This is a genomic window from Prochlorococcus marinus str. MIT 0918, from assembly GCF_027359415.1.
GTDB classification, from domain to species: domain Bacteria; phylum Cyanobacteriota; class Cyanobacteriia; order PCC-6307; family Cyanobiaceae; genus Prochlorococcus_E; species Prochlorococcus_E marinus_C.
In genome coordinates this window covers 252,597-270,296 of sequence record NZ_CP114780.1, presented here as the reverse complement: position 1 = coordinate 270,296, position 17,700 = coordinate 252,597, and the positions used below count along the sequence as shown (strand labels likewise).

The following is a 17,700-nucleotide window of genomic DNA, read 5'->3' as shown; positions in this document are numbered from 1 at the left end:
ATTATTACTATAAAAACCAACCCAAACGATATTCCCAAACAATATTATTGAAACTTTAGTCAATCAACTAATAATGAATGCCATCATAATTGAAATTAAACATGCAAAAGTGGTTTGCAAGAAATTTACAAATTCATTAGTCATAAACTTCAACTTATTTTGAAATAATGCCCCGAAAATACTTTCAAAAATTGTAGCTAAGAACCCACTAGTCATAACAATTAGAAAAGACTCAAAAGAAGATATAAATGAAAAAACCATCATAACTGATGTCATCAATAAACTTCCTAAAAGACTAGCCAATGTACCTTCAAGGCTTATAGCTCCATCAGTTCCTGGAGGTACTGATTTAAAAGAGGTAATTAAAAAAGTTTTCTTACCCCAACGTTTACCTATTTCACTACCAAAGGTATCAGCAAGTTTAGATGCGAAGCTTGCAGCAAATCCAACAAAAATATAATATTGACCTTGACCAGAAAGAATCTTGTATAAAAGAGCCATAATTGTTCCGGTTGCCGCAGAGCCCCAGACATTCTCTGGGCCACGTCTACCCCCTCTAGATTCTGCTATGCCTTTTGATTGTTTATAGGCAAAGCCAAATTTTGTGACAGCAGAGCCAAATATTAAATAAATAAAAACAGCAATCCAGCCATTCCAACCTAAACAAGCTAATAATATTGTTCCAAGAGCACCGGCATGCACCCATCCTCTTTTAGTAAGTAATGGCTGTGTATGAACAATGCTTATAAGAATAAAGTTTATAATAAAGGCCCAAAACCATTCATTTACGACTAAAGGAAAAGTCATCTCTACTCTATAAATAGATAATTCTATTTTAAATTATAAAACAATATAATAGTGAAATTAAGTGCTTAATTTTCTCCAGGATGCCATGATTTGTGAAGCGGCAATAGCTGCTGTAGAAGTCCTTAATATTGCATCTCCCATCTTCACAAAATAAAATCTCTTTGATTTAGCATACTCAAGTTCATCTTCAGACCATCCTCCTTCAGGGCCTATTAAAGTCCAAACTTTTTTTGAATCACTAGATAGATTCTTTAACCATAATTCGATTTCCAAAGAACTATCAATTCTTGTTGTTGCTATAGCAAAAGTATTTAGAGGAGATATATTATTTGACCAATTTTTAAAGTTAAGAGGGGTTAAAATTTCCGGCTTCCAAAGCCTTTCAGATTGTTCAATAGATTCTTTAAGAATTGATTCCCAACGATTTTGCTTATTAATACTAACGTGAGTTAAAACAGACCTATCACAAATCAAGGGTTGAATTATATCAATTCCTATTTCACAAGTCATTCTAACTACATCATCAAAACCTATCTTAGGTATAGCTATTGCTAAACATAAACTTCTTTTAGACTTAGATTCGTTTTGCCAGGGATTATTTACATCGGTTGTGAATTTAATTAATTTATTACCAAATAACTTTGCTTCCCAAAGTTTACCCTCTCCATCAATAATATGAATTTTATCATTAGTCCTTAATCTAAGTACATTAAAAAGATAATGCTGCTCAGATAGATTTAATTTTAGGGAAAGGTCATCATTAATAAAATTGCATATGCGTGCATACTCTATTAAGAGACGTCTGGGCTCTGCCACGAAATTAGTCGTTATCTATAAAAAGAGCATCAGGATTCTCATCTATTTCCCAATCTTCATTTACACCACCTACAAAAATTTCTCTAAATCGAATTAAATCGCCATCTATTTGTCTCATGGTATTTATTAAAACGTCAAGAGCAATAGCATCAGATGTGCCTAAGTCTACCCAACATCTAGCCCATTCCCCTTGATATTCCAGCTGTCCTAAATTATGCATTAATGCTGGCAAATTAGATACTTCATCAGAATTATCATAATTTAGCCAACTTATATCATTTTCCGCTTGATGGGCTTGTAAATTACCAGAATTAAATCCACCTAAGTGACCTATTACATACCAACTATCCAAAATGCCATTAAGATAATTTTTTTCACCTTGACTAGGGAGATCCGAAAAATGAAACCAAATCCAACAATTAAATGGATCAATCTCACGAAAATGTACTTCCATAATATTTTTACGATATTTGTTATCTTAAATGATTAATGATAGATGATATCGAAAAATACAATGCTTGAGCAAAGTTTACCAACCTAAACCTCAGAGCTATATAATCAAAAATGCTTTATTTAAAAGGAATTCACTATTTCCCTGCAACTTCTGAAAAAGAAGTATTAGCTGGAATCTCATTTAATGCTGATAAGGGTAATCCAACTATATTCGTTGGTAAAAGTGGAAGTGGAAAAACTACTCTGATAGAAATTATTAGTGGTTTAATAGCACCTACAAATGGTTGTTGCTACTGGAATAATATTATTATTGTCGAAAAACAAAGAAGAAATTTATGTGGAGTGGTATTTCAATTCCCAGAGCGTCACTTCATAGGCTTAACTATTTTAGAAGAATTAAAAATCGGACATCGAAGAGTTTCAGAAGAGCTGCAATCAAAAGTTCTCAATCAGGTAGGCCTTAATGAGATTAATTTAAAACAATTACCAGAAAATTTAAGCGGAGGCCAACAGAGACGTTTAGCGATAGCTGTTCAATTAATTAGAAAGCCCAAGGTCCTTTTACTTGATGAGCCTACTGCTGGTCTTGATTGGTCTGTTCGTGATGAAATAGTTCTGTTAATAAATAAATTATCAAAAGAACAGACTGTTATTGTGGCAACTCATGAGCCTGATCTTTTCAAAAATCACCCTGTTGACAGTTATCAACTTTCAACAGGAAAATTATTTAAAGATATAATTTAAGATACATGAAAGATAATCTTATTAGAGCAACTGCTGCAAATGGTTCTATCAGTTTAGTTGCTGTTTTAATAACTCAGGCTTTAAATGAAGCAAAAAGAAGACATTCACTATCTTTTCTAACATCAGCACTATTGGGAAGAGCAATGAGCACAGGATTACTATTAGCTAGCTCAATGAAAGTCAAGCAAGGGAGAGTTACTATAAAAATTCAATCTGATGGTCCATTAAAAGGACTTAATGTAGATGCTGGATGTGATGGCACAGTAAGAGGTTATGTAGGCAACCCCAAGTTAGAACTAGACTTGATAAAAGATAGTGAGGGTAATCATTATTTTGATTTTAATTCTGCTACTGGTAAAGGATATCTTCATGTCACAAGAGATATTGGTCAAGGACAACCTTTCGCAAGCACTGTAGAGTTAATTCAAGGTGGAATTGGAGAGGATATAGCATCTTATTTAATGCATTCTGAGCAGATTCAATCAGCTGTATTTGTCGGAGAGAAAATCCTAAATAGTGAAATAATTTGTTCAGGAGCCCTCATAGCACAAGTATTACCTAACGCAATTACAAATAAATTATTAATAAATAAATTAGATGATGAATGTAAAAAGATAAATTTCTTTAGTGAGAAATTATTCCAATGCAGAAACAATCTTCAAGACATATTTAAAATGACTTTTCCTAGTCTTACAAAAGAAAATATATTAATCAAAGACAAACCTAAAGCTATAAGTTTCAAGTGTAGATGTTCTAGAACTCGGAGCATTTCAGCTCTTAAACTCTTAGGGAAAGAAGAAATTATAAATATATTGAATGAAGATAAAAAATCTGAGATAAGATGTAATTACTGTAATTCAATTTATTTAATAGAAGAAACAGAACTCAAAGCAATTATTGATCAATTATAATTGAAATTAATCTTTAGTTAAGAAAGAATTAGAGAGCCAATCCAAAGTAAAAAGACGGCTGGCAAGGCTTCTATTTTTGCTAATGAAACTAATAATGACTGGTCAGATATTCCACTAACAACTAAACCACCTAATATTAAACCACTTGATAAAAAGACAACACTCCATCCTAATGATTGAATAACTCTTCGACCTCTTTTGATTTGGCTAATAAAAAGTCCTATAGTGGCAATAGAAAGAATGAATTGTATATTTTGATCTGGTGCTACTAACAGTAAAACAAGAGTTAATATTCCTAATGAAATTCTTATAGTAAGCCCAGACCCATTTGGAAGGTTGATAGCATTTTCAGAAGAATTATCATTAGAATTAGGTAATGAAGAAGTGATGGATTTAAGTCTCGTTCTCAATACATTGCCAAGACCAGAGTTCATATCGACTATTACTTCTTCTTTTTGAGAAGCATTTACTGCTTCTGAACTAATTTTTCCAAGGCGTCTTGCTTTGAGACTATTCATTAGCAACAAATCGTATGAAGCCTCTATTTTTGCTTTTATGAGTGGGTCTTCTCCAGCTTGAGCAAGCTTTTCATTACGCGCATCCTGGATTTCATCAAAAGAGGCGTTAGGATCAAGTCCAAGAATTGATAGTGCTTCTTGGGTTGCTTTATTAGCTTCAGAGTCTTTTTCAGTCAAAATTCCTATTTACTTTATTTATGAGACTATATATGAATTCATAGACTGATATGGCTTTATATACTAAAGATTGATAGGATTGACTCCACTGACAACAGGCGCAACTTTACTTAAAGATAATGAGGGATTATCTTCTTCAAGTTGATTTAAATTCCATTGATTTTTAAATAAAAGAACAGGTCTTTCCCAAGAGTCTTGAACAGTTTTACAATTAAAGATTCTCCCAATTTTTTTAAGGGAAGGCCATCCACCAACAACCCATCGAGCGACTTGAAAACCTATAGGCTCTAATCGAGTTTTCACAGAGTATTCATTCTCTAATCGATGTTGGACAACCTCTAATTGTAATTGTCCAACTGCAGCTAAGATTGGATCTCTTTTACTTTGATCTATGTCATAAAGAATTTGAACTGCTCCTTCTTCTCTTAATTCATTTACACCTTTTTTAAAGTTTTTAAATGCCGAAGGATTTGGATTGCGTAACCAACAAAATATTTCTGGGCTAAAGCATGGAATACCTTCATATTCAACTCTTTTACCACTATAAAGCGTATCTCCGATAGCAAACATCCCTGGATTGTTCAATCCAATAACATCTCCTGGATAAGCATCTTCTACAACAGCTCGGTCTTGAGCAAAGATCTTTTGTGGACGAGATAAGCGTATTGTTTTTCCTGTACGGGCATGACGAACAATCATATCCTTCTGAAAGCGACCACTACAAACTCGAACAAACGCAACTCTATCTCTATGCCTAGGATCCATATTTGCTTGAAGTTTAAATACGAACCCAGTAAAAGTTTCTCGCATTGGATCAATAGGTCCTTGACTAGAAATTCGAGCTACTGGGCCTTGGGCCATCTTCAAAAAGCTATCTAAAAAAGGTCGTACTCCAAAATTAGTCATTGCAGATCCAAAAAAAACTGGTGTAAGTTCACCAGCTCTAATTAATTCGACATTCAATTCAGCTCCTGCAACCTCTAGTAGCTCAATCTCCTCTAAAGCTTTATCCAAAAGATCTTTTTCAACTAATTGATGAAGTTCAGGGTCATCTAGTTTTAATCTTCTCTCTATAGATTGCTTACCTCGTTCTGCCTTAGAGAATAAAAAAACATTCTTACTATAACGATCTATAACTCCTCGAAAAAAATCACCACTACCTATAGGCCAATTAATTGCAAATGTAGCTAAATCTAATTCTGATTCAATTTCATCTAATAAGGAAAGAGGCTCTAATCCTGGCCTATCCATTTTATTAATAAAGGTAAAAATAGGAATATTTCTAAGCCTACAAACCTCAAACAATTTCCTGGTCTGAGGTTCTAAACCTTTAGCAGCATCTTCTAACATTACTGCATTATCTGCTGCTGCAAGTGTTCTATAAGTATCTTCTGAAAAGTCCTGGTGCCCAGGTGTATCAAGTAAATTAATAGTTGTATCGTTATATTCAAATTGTAAAACGGTTGATGTTATAGAAATGCCTCTTTGTTTCTCCAACTCCATCCAATCAGAAGTAACTTTCCTTTGTTCGCCTCGAGCTTTGACAGCGCCTGCTTGTTGAATAGCTCCTCCATAAAGCAACAACTTTTCAGTAAGTGTTGTTTTGCCAGCATCAGGGTGTGAGATAATTGCAAAGTTTTTTCTTTTTTTTACAGCTTCCTCTAAATGCTTAAGAAAATTATCATCATTAAAACTTTTCTGTGCTTCCAAATCAGAGGTAGATGATGTCATATCAGTTTTTACTTTAAGAGTGGTTGAGAAGATAAATGATCTATTGATAATAGAAAGGTACCTCTTCTAAACCTGACTTCTGCCATATCCTTTGGCAATAACTTAATTATTTTGCCAGTTTCCTCTAAAGAAACTAGATCAGGAGGCCTCAGCATAGGTATAGGGTCACTTGTTTTCAAATAAGATTGAGGGATTTTTAAAGTGACTTGCTGTCCAATTTCTAGAGTCATAAATAGTACTTAATTAAAATTAAGCTATTATAATTTTATTATTTAAACTTTACTGATTAAAAAAGGAACTAGCTTATTACAAAGATACTTTTAATATTGTAATTAGATTGGCAAGAGAAATCATTGAAATCATTAATTAAATTAAGTAGTGCGCTTGCTGGTCTACTAATAATTCTTATATCTGGACTACTCCAGTCAGCGATTGTTATGCCGACAAGTCAATTAGGGTTAAAGCTCATTGACTTACCAAGTTCCTGGCAAGTGCCAGGCTTACTTTTAGTAGCAGTAGTTTGCGGACCAAAGTCAGGCCTTATTGCAACTTTTGCTTATTTAACTATAGGTTTATTTTATTTGCCTGTATTTCATGGTGGTGGGAGCATTGGATATATTGCAACTCCTGACTTTGGTTACCTTCTGGGCTTTATTCCTGCAGTTTGGGTCACAGGAAGATTAACCGAAACAAACGAAGAAAATACGTTTTTTAGTTTGTTCATATCAATTTTTATTGGTTTGTCATTGATTCATACAATAGGCTTAGTTAATATTTTTACAGGGACACTACTATCACGTTGGCCAACTTCTTTAATCGAACTCATCATTACCTATAGCCTATCAACCTTTCCAACACAACTTTTACTTTGTCCGGCAATAGTTTTTATGGCTAAAATTTTAAGAAAAATTCTATTAATAGAATGAATAAAATTTATATCAATCGAATTATATTCTTTGTTATTACAATTTCTATTGTAATAATAGATCAAGTTACTAAGAATATAGCAATAACTATAAATTATCAGGACCAAATAAGTATTATACCAAATATAATCCAGTTTAATCTAGTAAAGAATACAGGTGCTGCATTCAGTATTTTAAATGAATTTCCAATATTCTTAGCGATAATGAGTCTAATTGTAGCAATAGCTATTATAGTTTTTTTTGCTAAGAACCCTAATATTAGCACTTCAACTTGTTTAACAATATCCTTTCTTTTAGGTGGAACTATAGGGAACGGTATAGATCGTCTTAGCTTAGGATATGTTATTGATTTTATTCAACTAATACCTATCAATTTCCCCATTTTTAATATTGCCGATATATCCATTAATATTGCTTTTTTTATACTTATTACAAACAATTTATCTTCGAGTATTCATTTACAAAGACTTAAAGATGTATTCATAAAGAGTTCTAGAAACTTCTTCAATTAATTATGATAAATACCAATAATAAAATATATCTTTATTGTTTGCTATTTATCATTATATTTCTATTGGCAGGAATAATTGGTGGGATTTTAAAACTTATAAACTTGCAAACTTTATTTATTTCCTTAATCATTATATTTATTTTATCTAAAAAAAAGCGGTTAAACTTATTAAAAAAACTATCTAGTATTGATAATTTTAATTTAACAAAAAGAAGCCAATTTAATAACTTACGCAATAGCAAAAGTGAAGCAGCTAAGCAAAGTTTAAAAAGTATTGATCAACTAATTAATCTTATACAAAATCAAATTGCTGTAGAAGGATTAAAGCAAGAAAAAGAACGAGTCCAGAAAGAATTATTGCGTGGAGATTTAGTGATAGTGGTTTTCGGTACAGGGTCTAGCGGTAAGACATCTTTAATCAGGGCTCTTTTAAAAAAGATTGTTGGAGAGGTAGGACCAATCATGGGATCCACAGAACAAACAAAATCATATCGTCTAAGACTAAGAGATATAGAAAGAGGAATACAGATTATTGATACTCCAGGGATATTTGAAGGTGGAATAAAGGGTCGCTCTAGAGAGAAAAGTGCCTTTTTAAATGCTAGCCGTGCAGATTTAATTTTATTTGTTGTTGATAGTGATTTAAGAGCTGGTGAAATGGAATTAATTACAAAACTTTCAAAAATCGGAAAAAAATTATTTCTAATATTAAACAAATGTGACCTTAGAGGAGCAAGAGAAGAGGAGAAACTTATTGGATTATTAAAAGACCATTGCACTGGCTTAATGGACCCAGCTGATATTGTCCCCGTTGTTGCTTCACCTCAATCAATACCTATTGTAGGTAGTCGTCCATTGCAACCCAAACCAGAAATCAACAAATTAATTAAAAGAATGGCATTTGTCTTACATGAAGAGGGCGAAGAATTAATTGCTGACAATATATTGCTTCAATGCAGAAATTTAGGTTTGTCAGGAAGAAAGTTATTAGACAATCAAAGGCTTAGAGAATCAAAAAGGTCTATTGAGAGATACGCATGGATAAGCACTGGCGTTGTTTTTATTACACCATTACCAGGCATCGACCTATTAGGTACTGCTGTAGTGAATGGAAGGATGGTAATGGAAATATCTAAAATATATGGTGTTAATTTAAATAGAGAACGTGCTAAAGACTTAGCAATGTCAGTAGGACAAACAATTGCAGGGCTTGGTATAATAAAAGGTGGTTTATCAATAATTAGCAATTCATTAACATTAAACCTTCCTACATATTTAATAGGAAGGACAATCCAAAGTGTTACTGCAGCCTGGCTAACAAAAGTAGCCGGTGAAAGTTTTATAACATATTTCCAACAAGATCAAGATTGGGGTGACGGAGGTATTCAAGAAGTTGTGCAACGCCATTATGATTTGAACAAGCGGGAAAGTAACTTAAGGATATTTATTCATTCAGCCATGAATAGAGTAATCAGACCACTGGAAAAATCAAAAAGAAAACAGTTACCACCACACCAAGAGCTTCAAGGGGAGGAGGCATCATGGGACCACGAGAGTCAAGAATACTAATTAAAATCAAATAAATAATTCCTATAAAAATTGAGAATGCCCCTGTAATAATAGCTACAAGCTTGCTGTTTTTATTTTCTTTATTCATAATTGTCTTAGATGCATTGATTTAAAATTCCTATTAGCTCATCTATATGAGTTAATGTTGTATGAGGATTACCCATTACAGCCTTTAGATAATAACGATTTTTATAATTAGGTCGAGAAAGCATAAACTTATTCTTTAACAATTTTGATTTTGTAGTCATAGACCATTCTTTTGCATGAATATCATCTATAGAACTTGGAGTAAATGCTAATAGATGTAATGGTCCGCTAATAACTTTAAATTTTTGACGATTAATTTTCTCATAAAAATAAAGTCTACGCTTTAAGGAGCCATCAAGTAAATCATTAATGCCCTTTTGCCCAAGTTGTCTTAAACCTATCCATAGTTTTAAAACCTCAGCAGGTCTAGTACCTTGCAAACCTAATTCTCCACCTTGCGCTTCATTGTCCGATGAGGGTTCGATATAAGGAAAACCAGTAGAAAAGCAAGCATATAAATCTGCTTTGTTAGCAACTAACAAAAGAGATGAGGTCTTTGTAATACCAAGTACTTTTTGTGGATTGATAACTACTGAATCAGCCTTAGAGATATTTGAGAGAAGGTGTGAAGTAGAAGTAGATAAAGAAAAAACACCTCCAATAGCCGCATCAACATGAAGCCATATCCCTTCCTTAGCGCAAAAGTTTGAAATTTCAGCTAATGGATCGATAGCTCCTCTTACAGTAGTGCCTGCTGTAGCAACTACAGCAAAGCATTTTTTGCCTTCTGATTGAATCTTCCTAAGGTTCTCTTCTAATGAGCTAATAATTATTTTCCCTTCATTGTCAGTAGGAAGTTGACATAAAGCATGCGGAGGTAATCCCATAACCTTAATGGCTCTTGATATAGAGACATGAGCCTCAATGCTTGCCATAACTACAATCTCAGTATCATAAAGACGTTTGGCCTGAGAACGTGCAACTAAAAGCGCCATTAAATTAGCGAGACTACCCCCACTAGCTGATACACCGCCTGCAGATTTAGGGAGGCCAAGTTTTCCAGCAAACCATCTACAAAGTGAACGTTCTAGTTTTGTAAGACTTGGAGAAAGTTCTTCAGCTAATAAATTGTTATTAAGTCCAGCAGAAATCAAATCTCCAACGATCGAACCCACAAGAGGAGGAGGATCTAAATGAGCAAGAGCTCCAGGATGAGATGGTTGATAGGAGCCATTCATTATCAATTGCAAATCATCTAACAATTCATTAGGAGCAAGACCTTCATCAAAAGGATCTATTTCAGGCAATTCAGAAAAACGTGGGGAAATCTCTCTTTGATCAGTAGTCGCAAACCAATCACAAAGCCTTGTACAAGATTCCTCTAAAAAAGACTTGATTTTTTGATCAGTTAGATAAGGAGAAGCGAAAAATTCCAATGGATGTTCCTTTGCAATATCTTTTTTACTTAAAAAGATTTAAAAATAAAGGGATTAGATATGTTCAAGTCTAAAAACTTGACTTTATAAGTATGCAATTTACTAAACCGGTAAAACTTAACGATACACAAACTCTTAGATGGATGGTAATTCTTCTTGAAAGAGCAAAAAACCTGGGAAATGAAGGCGAAGTTCCAGTGGCTGCGATAATCCTTGATGAAAAAGGCCATTGCATAGGTCATGGAAGGAATACAAGAAATAAAAAAAGAGACCCTCTTGGCCATGCAGAAATAGTGGCACTTCGACAGGCAGCTCTAATTAAAAATGATTGGAGATTTAACGAATGTACAATGATAGTTACTCTTGAGCCATGTCAAATGTGCGCAGGAGCATTAATCCAAGCTCGCATGGGTAAAGTTATATATGGAGCAGAAGATCAAAAAAGAGGTGGCCTTGGAGGATCAATTGACCTATCAACTCACAAAAGTGCTCATCATAAAATGATTGTTAAAGGAGGAATAATGAATAAGCAAGTAAAAGATCTAATTGAATCTTGGTTTAAACAGCAAAGATCAAAAAACACTAGCTTTTAAATTTTGGCAACTCAGTTTCAAAGAGATTAAGTACTTTTTCTACATTTTCTGTTTTTGAATTATATCCCATTAATCCTATCCTCCAAACTTTACCAGCTAAATCACCTAAACCTCCACCAATTTCCACGCCATGTTCATTTAACAAATGAAGAGTGAAGTCCTTGCCATTAATACCTTCAGGAATTTTTACTGTTGTCAAAGTTGGGAGCCTAAGTTTTTCTTCTACATATAATTCCAGCCCTAATTTTTCTAAGCCATTCCACAACTCAAGGGCATTTCGTTTATGACGGTTCCAGGAATTCTCTATTCCTTCCTCAACAATTAATCTTAGAGCTTCTCTTATTCCAAAATTCATATTTACAGGGGCCGTATGATGATAAACACGATCACTACCCCAATATTTATTTAATAAAGAGACATCTAAATACCAGTTTGGTACCTTAGAGTTTCTATTATTTAATTTTTCTTCTGCCCGTTCATTCATCGTAAATGGGCCTAAGCCTGGAGGACAACTTAAGCCTTTTTGACTGCAGCTATAGGCAAGATCAACTTTCCAATCATCTAAATAAAGAGGAATACTTCCAAGAGAAGTGACTGTATCCAAAATTAAAAGACAGTCATACTTTCGACATAAATCACCAATCCCTTGCATTGGTTGGCATACTCCTGTTGAAGTTTCAGCATGAACAAGTGCTAAAACAGAAGGCTTGAATTTAATAATTGCTTCTTCTATTTCCTCAAGAGTAAAAGCTTCGCCCCATTTTTTTTCAATTTTATTAACATTTGCCTGATACCTTGAAGCCATATCAGCAAGACGATTTCCAAAATACCCCTTAATACCAACTAAAACAGAATCTCCTGGTTCTAAAATATTTGCAAGAGTTGCTTCCATAGCAGCACTTCCAGTCCCACTCATAGGAAGAGTCAAACGATTATTTGTTTTCCAAACTTGTCTTAATAGCCCTTGAACCTCAGCCATAAGGTTTATATAAAAAGGATCTAGATGACCTACAGGCTGAAGAGATAAAGCCTTTAAGACAGAAGGATGAGAATTAGAAGGGCCTGGTCCTAGCAAAAGCCTTTCCGGGACAGAAATAGGAAGGACTGTCTTATCAGAATTCTTTATGAAAGAGGAGTTAGCTTTTGTTGTCGCCAAGACCTGAGAATGAATATTTAATTATGAGCCTAAACACCTAACGGTATTGTCGTGAAATTTATTTTAGGTATTGCAATGGTGATAAGAAAATTTCAACCGCTTATTTTTGATGGAATCATACACACTTGAACTGCAAACATTGACAAAACTAGGGAAAGTGTCCTGAAAAGTACTAATTGATACAAAAGTAGTTTGCTGGTCAAATTAATTTTAATTTATAAATAACTAAAGAAAGTCAATGGCGAAAACAGCAAAAGATGTACTCAATCAAATAAAAGAGGAGGGCATTGAACTAATTGATCTGAAATTTACTGACATACATGGTAAATGGCAGCATTTAACAGTTACGTCAGACATGATTGAAGAAAACTCATTTCAAGAAGGACTGGCTTTTGATGGATCATCCATCAGAGGTTGGAAAGCAATCAATGAATCTGATATGTCAATGGTTCCTGATCCAAGCACATCATGGATAGACCCTTTTTATCGCCATAAAACACTTAGTTTAATTTGTTCAATACAAGAACCCAGAAGTGGTGAACCATATTCTAGATGTCCAAGATCTTTGGCTCAAAAAGCACTTTCATACCTCTCAGAAACTGGCCTAGCTGATAGTGCATTCTTTGGCCCTGAACCAGAATTCTTTATATTTGATGATGTTAGATATGACTCAAAAGAGGGGACTTCCTTTTATAGCGTTGACACTATAGAAGCTCCATGGAATACAGGAAGAAATGAAGAGGGAGGGAATTTAGCTTATAAGATCCAATATAAAGAAGGTTATTTTCCAGTTTCTCCTAATGATACTGCTCAAGATATGAGGTCAGAGATGCTTCTTCTAATGGGTCAGTTAGGTATTCCTATAGAAAAACACCATCACGAAGTTGCAGGTCCAGGTCAACATGAACTTGGTATGAAGTTTGCTTCTTTAATCAGTGCGGCAGACAATGTAATGACTTACAAATATGTAGTAAGAAATATTGCTAAAAAGTACGGTAAAACAGCGACATTTATGCCTAAACCAGTTTGGAATGACAACGGTACTGGTATGCATGTCCATCAAAGTCTATGGAAAGGAAATCAACCTTTATTTTTTGAAGAAGATACATATGCCAATCTTTCTCAAACTGCTAAATGGTATATAGGTGGAATACTTAAACATGCCCCATCATTCCTAGCTTTTACTAATCCAGCCACAAATAGCTACAAAAGACTAGTTCCTGGTTTTGAAGCACCTGTAAATTTAGTTTATTCTCAAGGCAATAGATCTGCTGCTGTAAGAATTCCTTTAACAGGTCCTAGCCCAAAAGCAAAAAGACTTGAGTTTAGGTCAGGAGATGCTTTAGCTAACCCATATTTAGCCTTTAGTGCGATGATGATGGCAGGTATTGATGGTATTCAAAATCAAATTGATCCTGGCAATGGAGTTGATGTTGATCTTTTTGAACTTCCTTCTAAGGATCTAGAAAAAATATCAACTGTCCCTTCATCTTTAAATGATGCCCTAGAAGCATTAAAAGAAGATAATGATTATCTAACTGCTGGCGGAGTATTTGACCAAGACTTTATCAATAACTTCATTGAGATGAAATATGAGGAAGTTCAACAACTAAGGCAAAGGCCTCATCCTCATGAGTTCTTTATGTACTATGACGCATAAAGTAATTACTATTACTATTTCTTTTTATAAATAGTAATTTATAATAATAATAAATATAGTATTTACGAATAAAACATTCATGCTTTATTTACTTACTTATTTATTATTATTATTATCTCAATTTGACTTGATTTTTCTTAAAGGACATACAAAACAAATCGAAGAAGATAATCAACATTTAGTTAATAAAATACTAATAAATATGGAAAGAAATATAAAAAGAAATAGAACTAAGCTCGTTTGTGAAGATGCTAAAAAACTAAATAATATAATCTCTAATAATCTATCAATATTAAGTGAGAAAGAGCCTAATTATAATTGGACTGAAATCAAAGAACTTATGGTCATAATCCCTTCACAACTATGTCCATAGCAATCTAAAACAAGGCCTTATATAATTCTCTTGACAACAGAACCACCTTAAAGCTCTCGGAATGGGAAAAAATCTGTTGAAATATACTTATCTTTAAAAGGTTTATGGCATCGCCTAACCTCACAAAAATTGCTTATCAAACCCTTCAACAAGGGAAAGGTCTTGTTGGCTTGGCTCATAAAGGAATCAGCACAAAACTAATGGAACTAATAGTTCCTGACGCCCTCCCTGAAACATCACCTATAAACTCAGATTTACTAGTAGAACTAAGGAAATCAATAAAAGAACTAGAAGAAATTGACTGGTTAGATGCTGAGAAAGGCTTATATCCAAAAAACTTACTTTTTGATGCTCCATGGATTGAATGGTTCTTAAAATACCCATTAGTTTGGCTGGATATGCCTTCTACCTGGAAAAGAAGAAAAGAAAAACATTACCAGGATCTACCAAAAAAAATAAACCGAGATAAATATCCTGATTATTATCTCCAAAATTTTCATCATCAAACGGATGGTTACTTAAGTGACCATTCCGCAGAAATATATGACATTCAAGTGGAAATTCTATTTAATGGAACTGCTGATGCAATGAGAAGAAGAGTAATTTCTCCATTAAAAAAAGGCTTGCAGAAAAACTATAAGCATATCAAAACTTCTGCTATAAAATTACTCGATGTAGCTACAGGTACTGGAAGGACACTTCAACAAGTCAGATCTTCTTTACCTAGTTCTGAACTTATAGGTATTGATTTGTCTGGAGCTTACCTGAAACAAGCTAGTAAATATTTAAATAATAAAGACGGTGAGATGGTTCAATTAATAAAAGGTAATGCAGAAAAGCTTCCTTTCTTAGATGAATCATTCCATGCCATTACTTGTGTCTTCCTCTTTCACGAATTACCTAGAGATGCAAGACAAAATGCAATCAATGAATTTTATAGAGTTCTAAAACCAAATGGTGTACTAATAATTGCTGACTCTATTCAATTAGATGACTCTCCTCATTTTACACAAGTAATGGAAAACTTCTATAGAGTATTTCATGAGCCATATTATAGAGACTATATTAAAGATGATATAAGAAAGAGGTTGGATAAAACTGGATTTAATTGTATTGAAGCAGAATCTTTTTTCATGACAAGAGTTTGGTCTGCTAATAAATAAATACTATTACTAAGATTTTATTCTCTATTATATAAATAATAATTAATATATAAAATTATCCCTTATTTATTAAATATCAAAATATTTTTATATAAATCTATCTACGCAATTCGTCTAATACGTTTCTATCTTCTAAAGTAGAAGTATCACCTTTTATTTCTTCACCTGAAGCAAGTGATCTAAGGATTCTCCTCATTATTTTTCCACTACGTGTCTTAGGTAATGAATTTGTAAATCTAATTTCCTCTGGCTTTGCTATAGCTCCAATCTCTTTCCCTACGTGATTTTTTAATTGAATAATTAATTCACTTGTGCCTTCCTTACCACTTTCTAAAGTAACAAAGGCCACAACTGATTCTCCCTTTAATTCATCTGGTCTTCCAACGACAGCCGCCTCGGATACTAATTTATGACTTACAAGTGCAGATTCTATTTCCATTGTTCCTAATCGATGTCCTGAAACATTTATCACATCATCAACACGACCCATTACCCAGAAATAACCATCATCATCTCGCCTAGCTCCATCTCCAGCAAAATAAATCAAATTGCCATTAATAGGCTTTAAATATTCCCAATAATTTTCTCTGAATCTATTTGGATTACCATGAACAGTTCTCATCATTCCAGGCCAAGGTTTTTTAATTACTAAATAGCCCCCTTGATTAGGCTCTACAGAATTACCATCTGCATCTACAACATCTGCTTCAATACCAGGCAATGGCAGTGTTGCTGAACCAGGCTTAGTTGATGTAACACCAGGTAAGGGACTAATCATTACTCCACCAGTTTCTGTCTGCCACCATGTATCTATTATGGGGCACTTATCCCCTCCTATTACCTGGCGATACCACATCCATGCCTCTGGATTAATTGGCTCTCCTACTGTTCCTAATAATCTTAAGCTGCTCAAATCATATTTATCTGGGATATTTCTTCCTGTTTTCATAAAAGCTCTTATGGCTGTAGGTGCCGTGTAAAAGATATTGACTTGATGCCGTTGAATAACATCCCAAAAAGCTCCTGGATTTGATGGACGAGGAACGCCCTCATACATAAGAGAAGTTGAACAATTTGAGAGTGGACCATAAACAATATAACTATGCCCTGTTATCCAACCAACATCTGCTGTGCACCAATAAACATCATCATCTCGAACATCAAAAATCCATTTAAAAGTCAAATGAGCCCATAAGTTATATCCAGCTGTTGTATGAACAACTCCCTTAGGCTTTCCTGTAGATCCAGATGTATATAAAACAAAAAGTCTATCTTCACTATCCATTTGTTCTGCTGGGCACTCAGTAGATTGGGCTGGAACTAATTCATGCCACCAGAAGTCTCGATCTGAGTTAAAAGAAATGTTTTCCCTAGTTCTTTGAACAACTAAAACCGAATCAACAGAAGGACAACTACCATCCAACAAAGCCTCATCAACTGCCTTTTTTAAAGGGATGATTTTATCTTTTCTAAATCCACCATCAGCTGTAATAACAGCTTTTGCATTCCCATCATTTAACCTATCTCTCAATGCTTCTGAAGAGAACCCACCAAAAACAACAGAATGTGGGGCTCCAATTCTTGCGCAAGCCAGCATTGCAATAGCAGCTTCTGGGATCATTGGCATATAAAGAGCAACTAAATCACCCTTTTGTATGCCTATTTGCTTTAAAGCATTAGCTGTTCTACATACTTCGTCGAAAAGTTCTTTATAAGTAATTTTCCTGACTTCTCCAGGCTCACCTTCCCAAATAATTGCAATTTTTCCTCCTTTACCTTGTTCAATATGACGGTCTAAGCAATTGTAAGAAACATTAGTCTTCCCTCCTTCGAACCATTTAGCAAAAGGGGCATTTGACCAGTCCAAAACACTATTAAAAGGTTTAAACCAATGCAACTCATTTAAAGCATTATCTTTCCAGAATATTTCAGGGTCAGAATTAGCCTTATCAACCATTTTCTGATATTCATCAAATCCGCTAATACTTGAATTTTTGAAATTTGATTCAGAAGGGTGAAAAATTCTTTCTTCCTGTAGTACTGTTTCAATTGTTTCTGAAGATTCGGAATTCATAAAACAATAATTTCCATTAATTGCTTTTATTCAAGCTATTTATTAGGAAATAGAG

The 17,700-nt window shown here is 33.9% G+C and carries 18 protein-coding genes; 9 read left to right on the top strand and 9 right to left on the bottom strand.

The genetic code is table 11. The features are described 5' to 3' along the window. Positions 1 to 63: 63 nt before the first annotated feature. From O5636_RS01510 to O5636_RS01500, 3 genes are read right to left on the bottom strand one after another with little or no spacing between them, the layout of a single operon-like run. On the bottom strand, positions 64 to 807 hold the full coding sequence (locus O5636_RS01510; protein ID WP_269622864.1) for a TIGR00297 family protein: 744 nt from the start codon (positions 805 to 807) through the stop codon (positions 64 to 66). Between the two features lie 57 nt (positions 808 to 864). Beyond that, complete coding sequence (locus tag O5636_RS01505) at positions 865 to 1,623, bottom strand: 16S rRNA (uracil(1498)-N(3))-methyltransferase (protein ID WP_269622863.1); 759 nt, start codon at positions 1,621 to 1,623, stop codon at positions 865 to 867. Positions 1,624 to 1,627: 4 nt separating this feature from the next. Beyond that, positions 1,628 to 2,077, bottom strand: coding sequence for a DUF3531 family protein (locus O5636_RS01500; protein ID WP_269622862.1), 450 nt, complete (start codon positions 2,075 to 2,077; stop codon positions 1,628 to 1,630). A gap of 110 nt (positions 2,078 to 2,187) precedes the next feature. Between O5636_RS01500 and O5636_RS01495 the strand changes: the two genes are divergently transcribed. Both O5636_RS01495 and hslO read left to right on the top strand, forming a co-directional pair. Beyond that, positions 2,188 to 2,820 carry an ABC transporter ATP-binding protein gene (locus tag O5636_RS01495; protein WP_269622861.1) on the top strand — a complete coding sequence of 211 codons (633 nt, stop codon included), beginning with the start codon at positions 2,188 to 2,190 and terminating at the stop codon, positions 2,818 to 2,820. Between the two features lie 5 nt (positions 2,821 to 2,825). After that, positions 2,826 to 3,731, top strand: coding sequence for an Hsp33 family molecular chaperone HslO (gene hslO, locus O5636_RS01490; RefSeq protein ID WP_269622860.1), 906 nt, complete (start codon positions 2,826 to 2,828; stop codon positions 3,729 to 3,731). A gap of 17 nt (positions 3,732 to 3,748) precedes the next feature. Here the strand turns inward: hslO and O5636_RS01485 are convergent, their stop codons facing one another. The 3 genes from O5636_RS01485 to O5636_RS01475 all read right to left on the bottom strand — a co-directional run bounded on the left by O5636_RS01485 (position 3,749) and on the right by O5636_RS01475 (position 6,387). Further along, positions 3,749 to 4,426 (bottom strand): CPP1-like family protein, encoded by a 678-nt coding sequence (locus O5636_RS01485; RefSeq protein WP_269622859.1) that lies wholly within the window; start codon positions 4,424 to 4,426, stop codon positions 3,749 to 3,751. A gap of 63 nt (positions 4,427 to 4,489) precedes the next feature. Next, a complete protein-coding gene (locus tag O5636_RS01480) occupies positions 4,490 to 6,157 on the bottom strand; it encodes a peptide chain release factor 3 (protein ID WP_269622858.1) in 1,668 nt (555 codons plus the stop codon). Positions 6,158 to 6,165: 8 nt separating this feature from the next. Continuing rightward, positions 6,166 to 6,387, bottom strand: coding sequence for an NAD(P)H dehydrogenase assembly family protein (locus O5636_RS01475; protein ID WP_269622857.1), 222 nt, complete (start codon positions 6,385 to 6,387; stop codon positions 6,166 to 6,168). A 123-nt stretch (positions 6,388 to 6,510) separates the two neighbouring features. Between O5636_RS01475 and O5636_RS01470 the strand changes: the two genes are divergently transcribed. From O5636_RS01470 to O5636_RS01460, 3 genes are all read left to right on the top strand, one after another. Then, complete coding sequence (locus tag O5636_RS01470) at positions 6,511 to 7,083, top strand: biotin transporter BioY (RefSeq protein WP_269622856.1); 573 nt, start codon at positions 6,511 to 6,513, stop codon at positions 7,081 to 7,083. Continuing rightward, positions 7,080 to 7,595 (top strand): signal peptidase II, encoded by a 516-nt coding sequence (lspA, locus tag O5636_RS01465; RefSeq protein WP_269622855.1) that lies wholly within the window; start codon positions 7,080 to 7,082, stop codon positions 7,593 to 7,595. The genes O5636_RS01470 and lspA overlap by 4 nt, the downstream gene beginning before the upstream one ends. Before the next feature lie 62 nt (positions 7,596 to 7,657). After that, positions 7,658 to 9,163, top strand: a complete 1,506-nt coding sequence (locus O5636_RS01460) for a YcjF family protein (protein WP_269622854.1) — start codon at positions 7,658 to 7,660, stop codon at positions 9,161 to 9,163. Positions 9,164 to 9,258: 95 nt separating this feature from the next. Here O5636_RS01460 and O5636_RS01455 read toward each other — a convergent pair whose 3' ends face one another. After that, positions 9,259 to 10,626: a pyridoxal phosphate-dependent decarboxylase family protein gene (locus O5636_RS01455; protein ID WP_269622853.1), complete on the bottom strand. Its 1,368-nt coding sequence runs from the start codon at positions 10,624 to 10,626 to the stop codon at positions 9,259 to 9,261. 92 nt (positions 10,627 to 10,718) lie between these two features. Here O5636_RS01455 and O5636_RS01450 point away from each other — a divergent pair, with 92 nt between their 5' ends. Further along, a complete protein-coding gene (locus O5636_RS01450) occupies positions 10,719 to 11,219 on the top strand; it encodes a nucleoside deaminase (protein WP_269622852.1) in 501 nt (166 codons plus the stop codon). Here O5636_RS01450 and O5636_RS01445 read toward each other — a convergent pair. Continuing rightward, the gene (locus tag O5636_RS01445; protein WP_269622851.1) at positions 11,209 to 12,375 is read right to left on the bottom strand and encodes a pyridoxal-phosphate-dependent aminotransferase family protein; all 1,167 of its coding nucleotides are present in this window, start codon (positions 12,373 to 12,375) and stop codon (positions 11,209 to 11,211) included. The genes O5636_RS01450 and O5636_RS01445 overlap by 11 nt on opposite strands. A 238-nt stretch (positions 12,376 to 12,613) precedes the next feature. Here O5636_RS01445 and glnA point away from each other — a divergent pair, with 238 nt between their 5' ends. The 3 genes from glnA to O5636_RS01430 all read left to right on the top strand — a co-directional run bounded on the left by glnA (position 12,614) and on the right by O5636_RS01430 (position 15,571). Then, positions 12,614 to 14,035 (top strand): type I glutamate--ammonia ligase, encoded by a 1,422-nt coding sequence (gene glnA, locus O5636_RS01440; protein ID WP_269622850.1) that lies wholly within the window; start codon positions 12,614 to 12,616, stop codon positions 14,033 to 14,035. 79 nt (positions 14,036 to 14,114) lie between these two features. Continuing rightward, complete coding sequence (locus O5636_RS01435; protein ID WP_269622849.1) at positions 14,115 to 14,408, top strand: hypothetical protein; 294 nt, start codon at positions 14,115 to 14,117, stop codon at positions 14,406 to 14,408. Positions 14,409 to 14,512: 104 nt separating this feature from the next. Then, positions 14,513 to 15,571 carry a class I SAM-dependent methyltransferase gene (locus O5636_RS01430; RefSeq protein WP_269622848.1) on the top strand — a complete coding sequence of 353 codons (1,059 nt, stop codon included), beginning with the start codon at positions 14,513 to 14,515 and terminating at the stop codon, positions 15,569 to 15,571. A 97-nt stretch (positions 15,572 to 15,668) separates the two neighbouring features. On the opposite strand, the gene acs is transcribed toward O5636_RS01430, so the two are convergent. Further along, on the bottom strand, positions 15,669 to 17,645 hold the full coding sequence (gene acs, locus O5636_RS01425; RefSeq protein ID WP_269622847.1) for an acetate--CoA ligase: 1,977 nt from the start codon (positions 17,643 to 17,645) through the stop codon (positions 15,669 to 15,671). Between the last annotated feature and the right edge of the window lie 55 nt (positions 17,646 to 17,700).

What these genes read in the sequence shown, in the direction of transcription:
- O5636_RS01510 (WP_269622864.1), bottom strand. Translation starts at nt 807, where the DNA reads ATGACTTTTCCTTTAGTCGTAAATGAATGGTTTTGGGCCTTTATTATA.
- O5636_RS01500 (WP_269622862.1), bottom strand. Translation starts at nt 2,077, where the DNA reads ATGGAAGTACATTTTCGTGAGATTGATCCATTTAATTGTTGGATTTGG.
- O5636_RS01495 (WP_269622861.1), top strand. Translation starts at nt 2,188, where the DNA reads ATGCTTTATTTAAAAGGAATTCACTATTTCCCTGCAACTTCTGAAAAA.
- hslO (WP_269622860.1), top strand. Translation starts at nt 2,826, where the DNA reads ATGAAAGATAATCTTATTAGAGCAACTGCTGCAAATGGTTCTATCAGT.
- O5636_RS01480 (WP_269622858.1), bottom strand. Translation starts at nt 6,157, where the DNA reads ATGACATCATCTACCTCTGATTTGGAAGCACAGAAAAGTTTTAATGAT.
- O5636_RS01475 (WP_269622857.1), bottom strand. Translation starts at nt 6,387, where the DNA reads ATGACTCTAGAAATTGGACAGCAAGTCACTTTAAAAATCCCTCAATCT.
- lspA (WP_269622855.1), top strand. Translation starts at nt 7,080, where the DNA reads ATGAATAAAATTTATATCAATCGAATTATATTCTTTGTTATTACAATT.
- O5636_RS01450 (WP_269622852.1), top strand. Translation starts at nt 10,719, where the DNA reads ATGCAATTTACTAAACCGGTAAAACTTAACGATACACAAACTCTTAGA.
- glnA (WP_269622850.1), top strand. Translation starts at nt 12,614, where the DNA reads ATGGCGAAAACAGCAAAAGATGTACTCAATCAAATAAAAGAGGAGGGC.
- O5636_RS01435 (WP_269622849.1), top strand. Translation starts at nt 14,115, where the DNA reads ATGCTTTATTTACTTACTTATTTATTATTATTATTATCTCAATTTGAC.
- O5636_RS01430 (WP_269622848.1), top strand. Translation starts at nt 14,513, where the DNA reads ATGGCATCGCCTAACCTCACAAAAATTGCTTATCAAACCCTTCAACAA.
- acs (WP_269622847.1), bottom strand. Translation starts at nt 17,645, where the DNA reads ATGAATTCCGAATCTTCAGAAACAATTGAAACAGTACTACAGGAAGAA.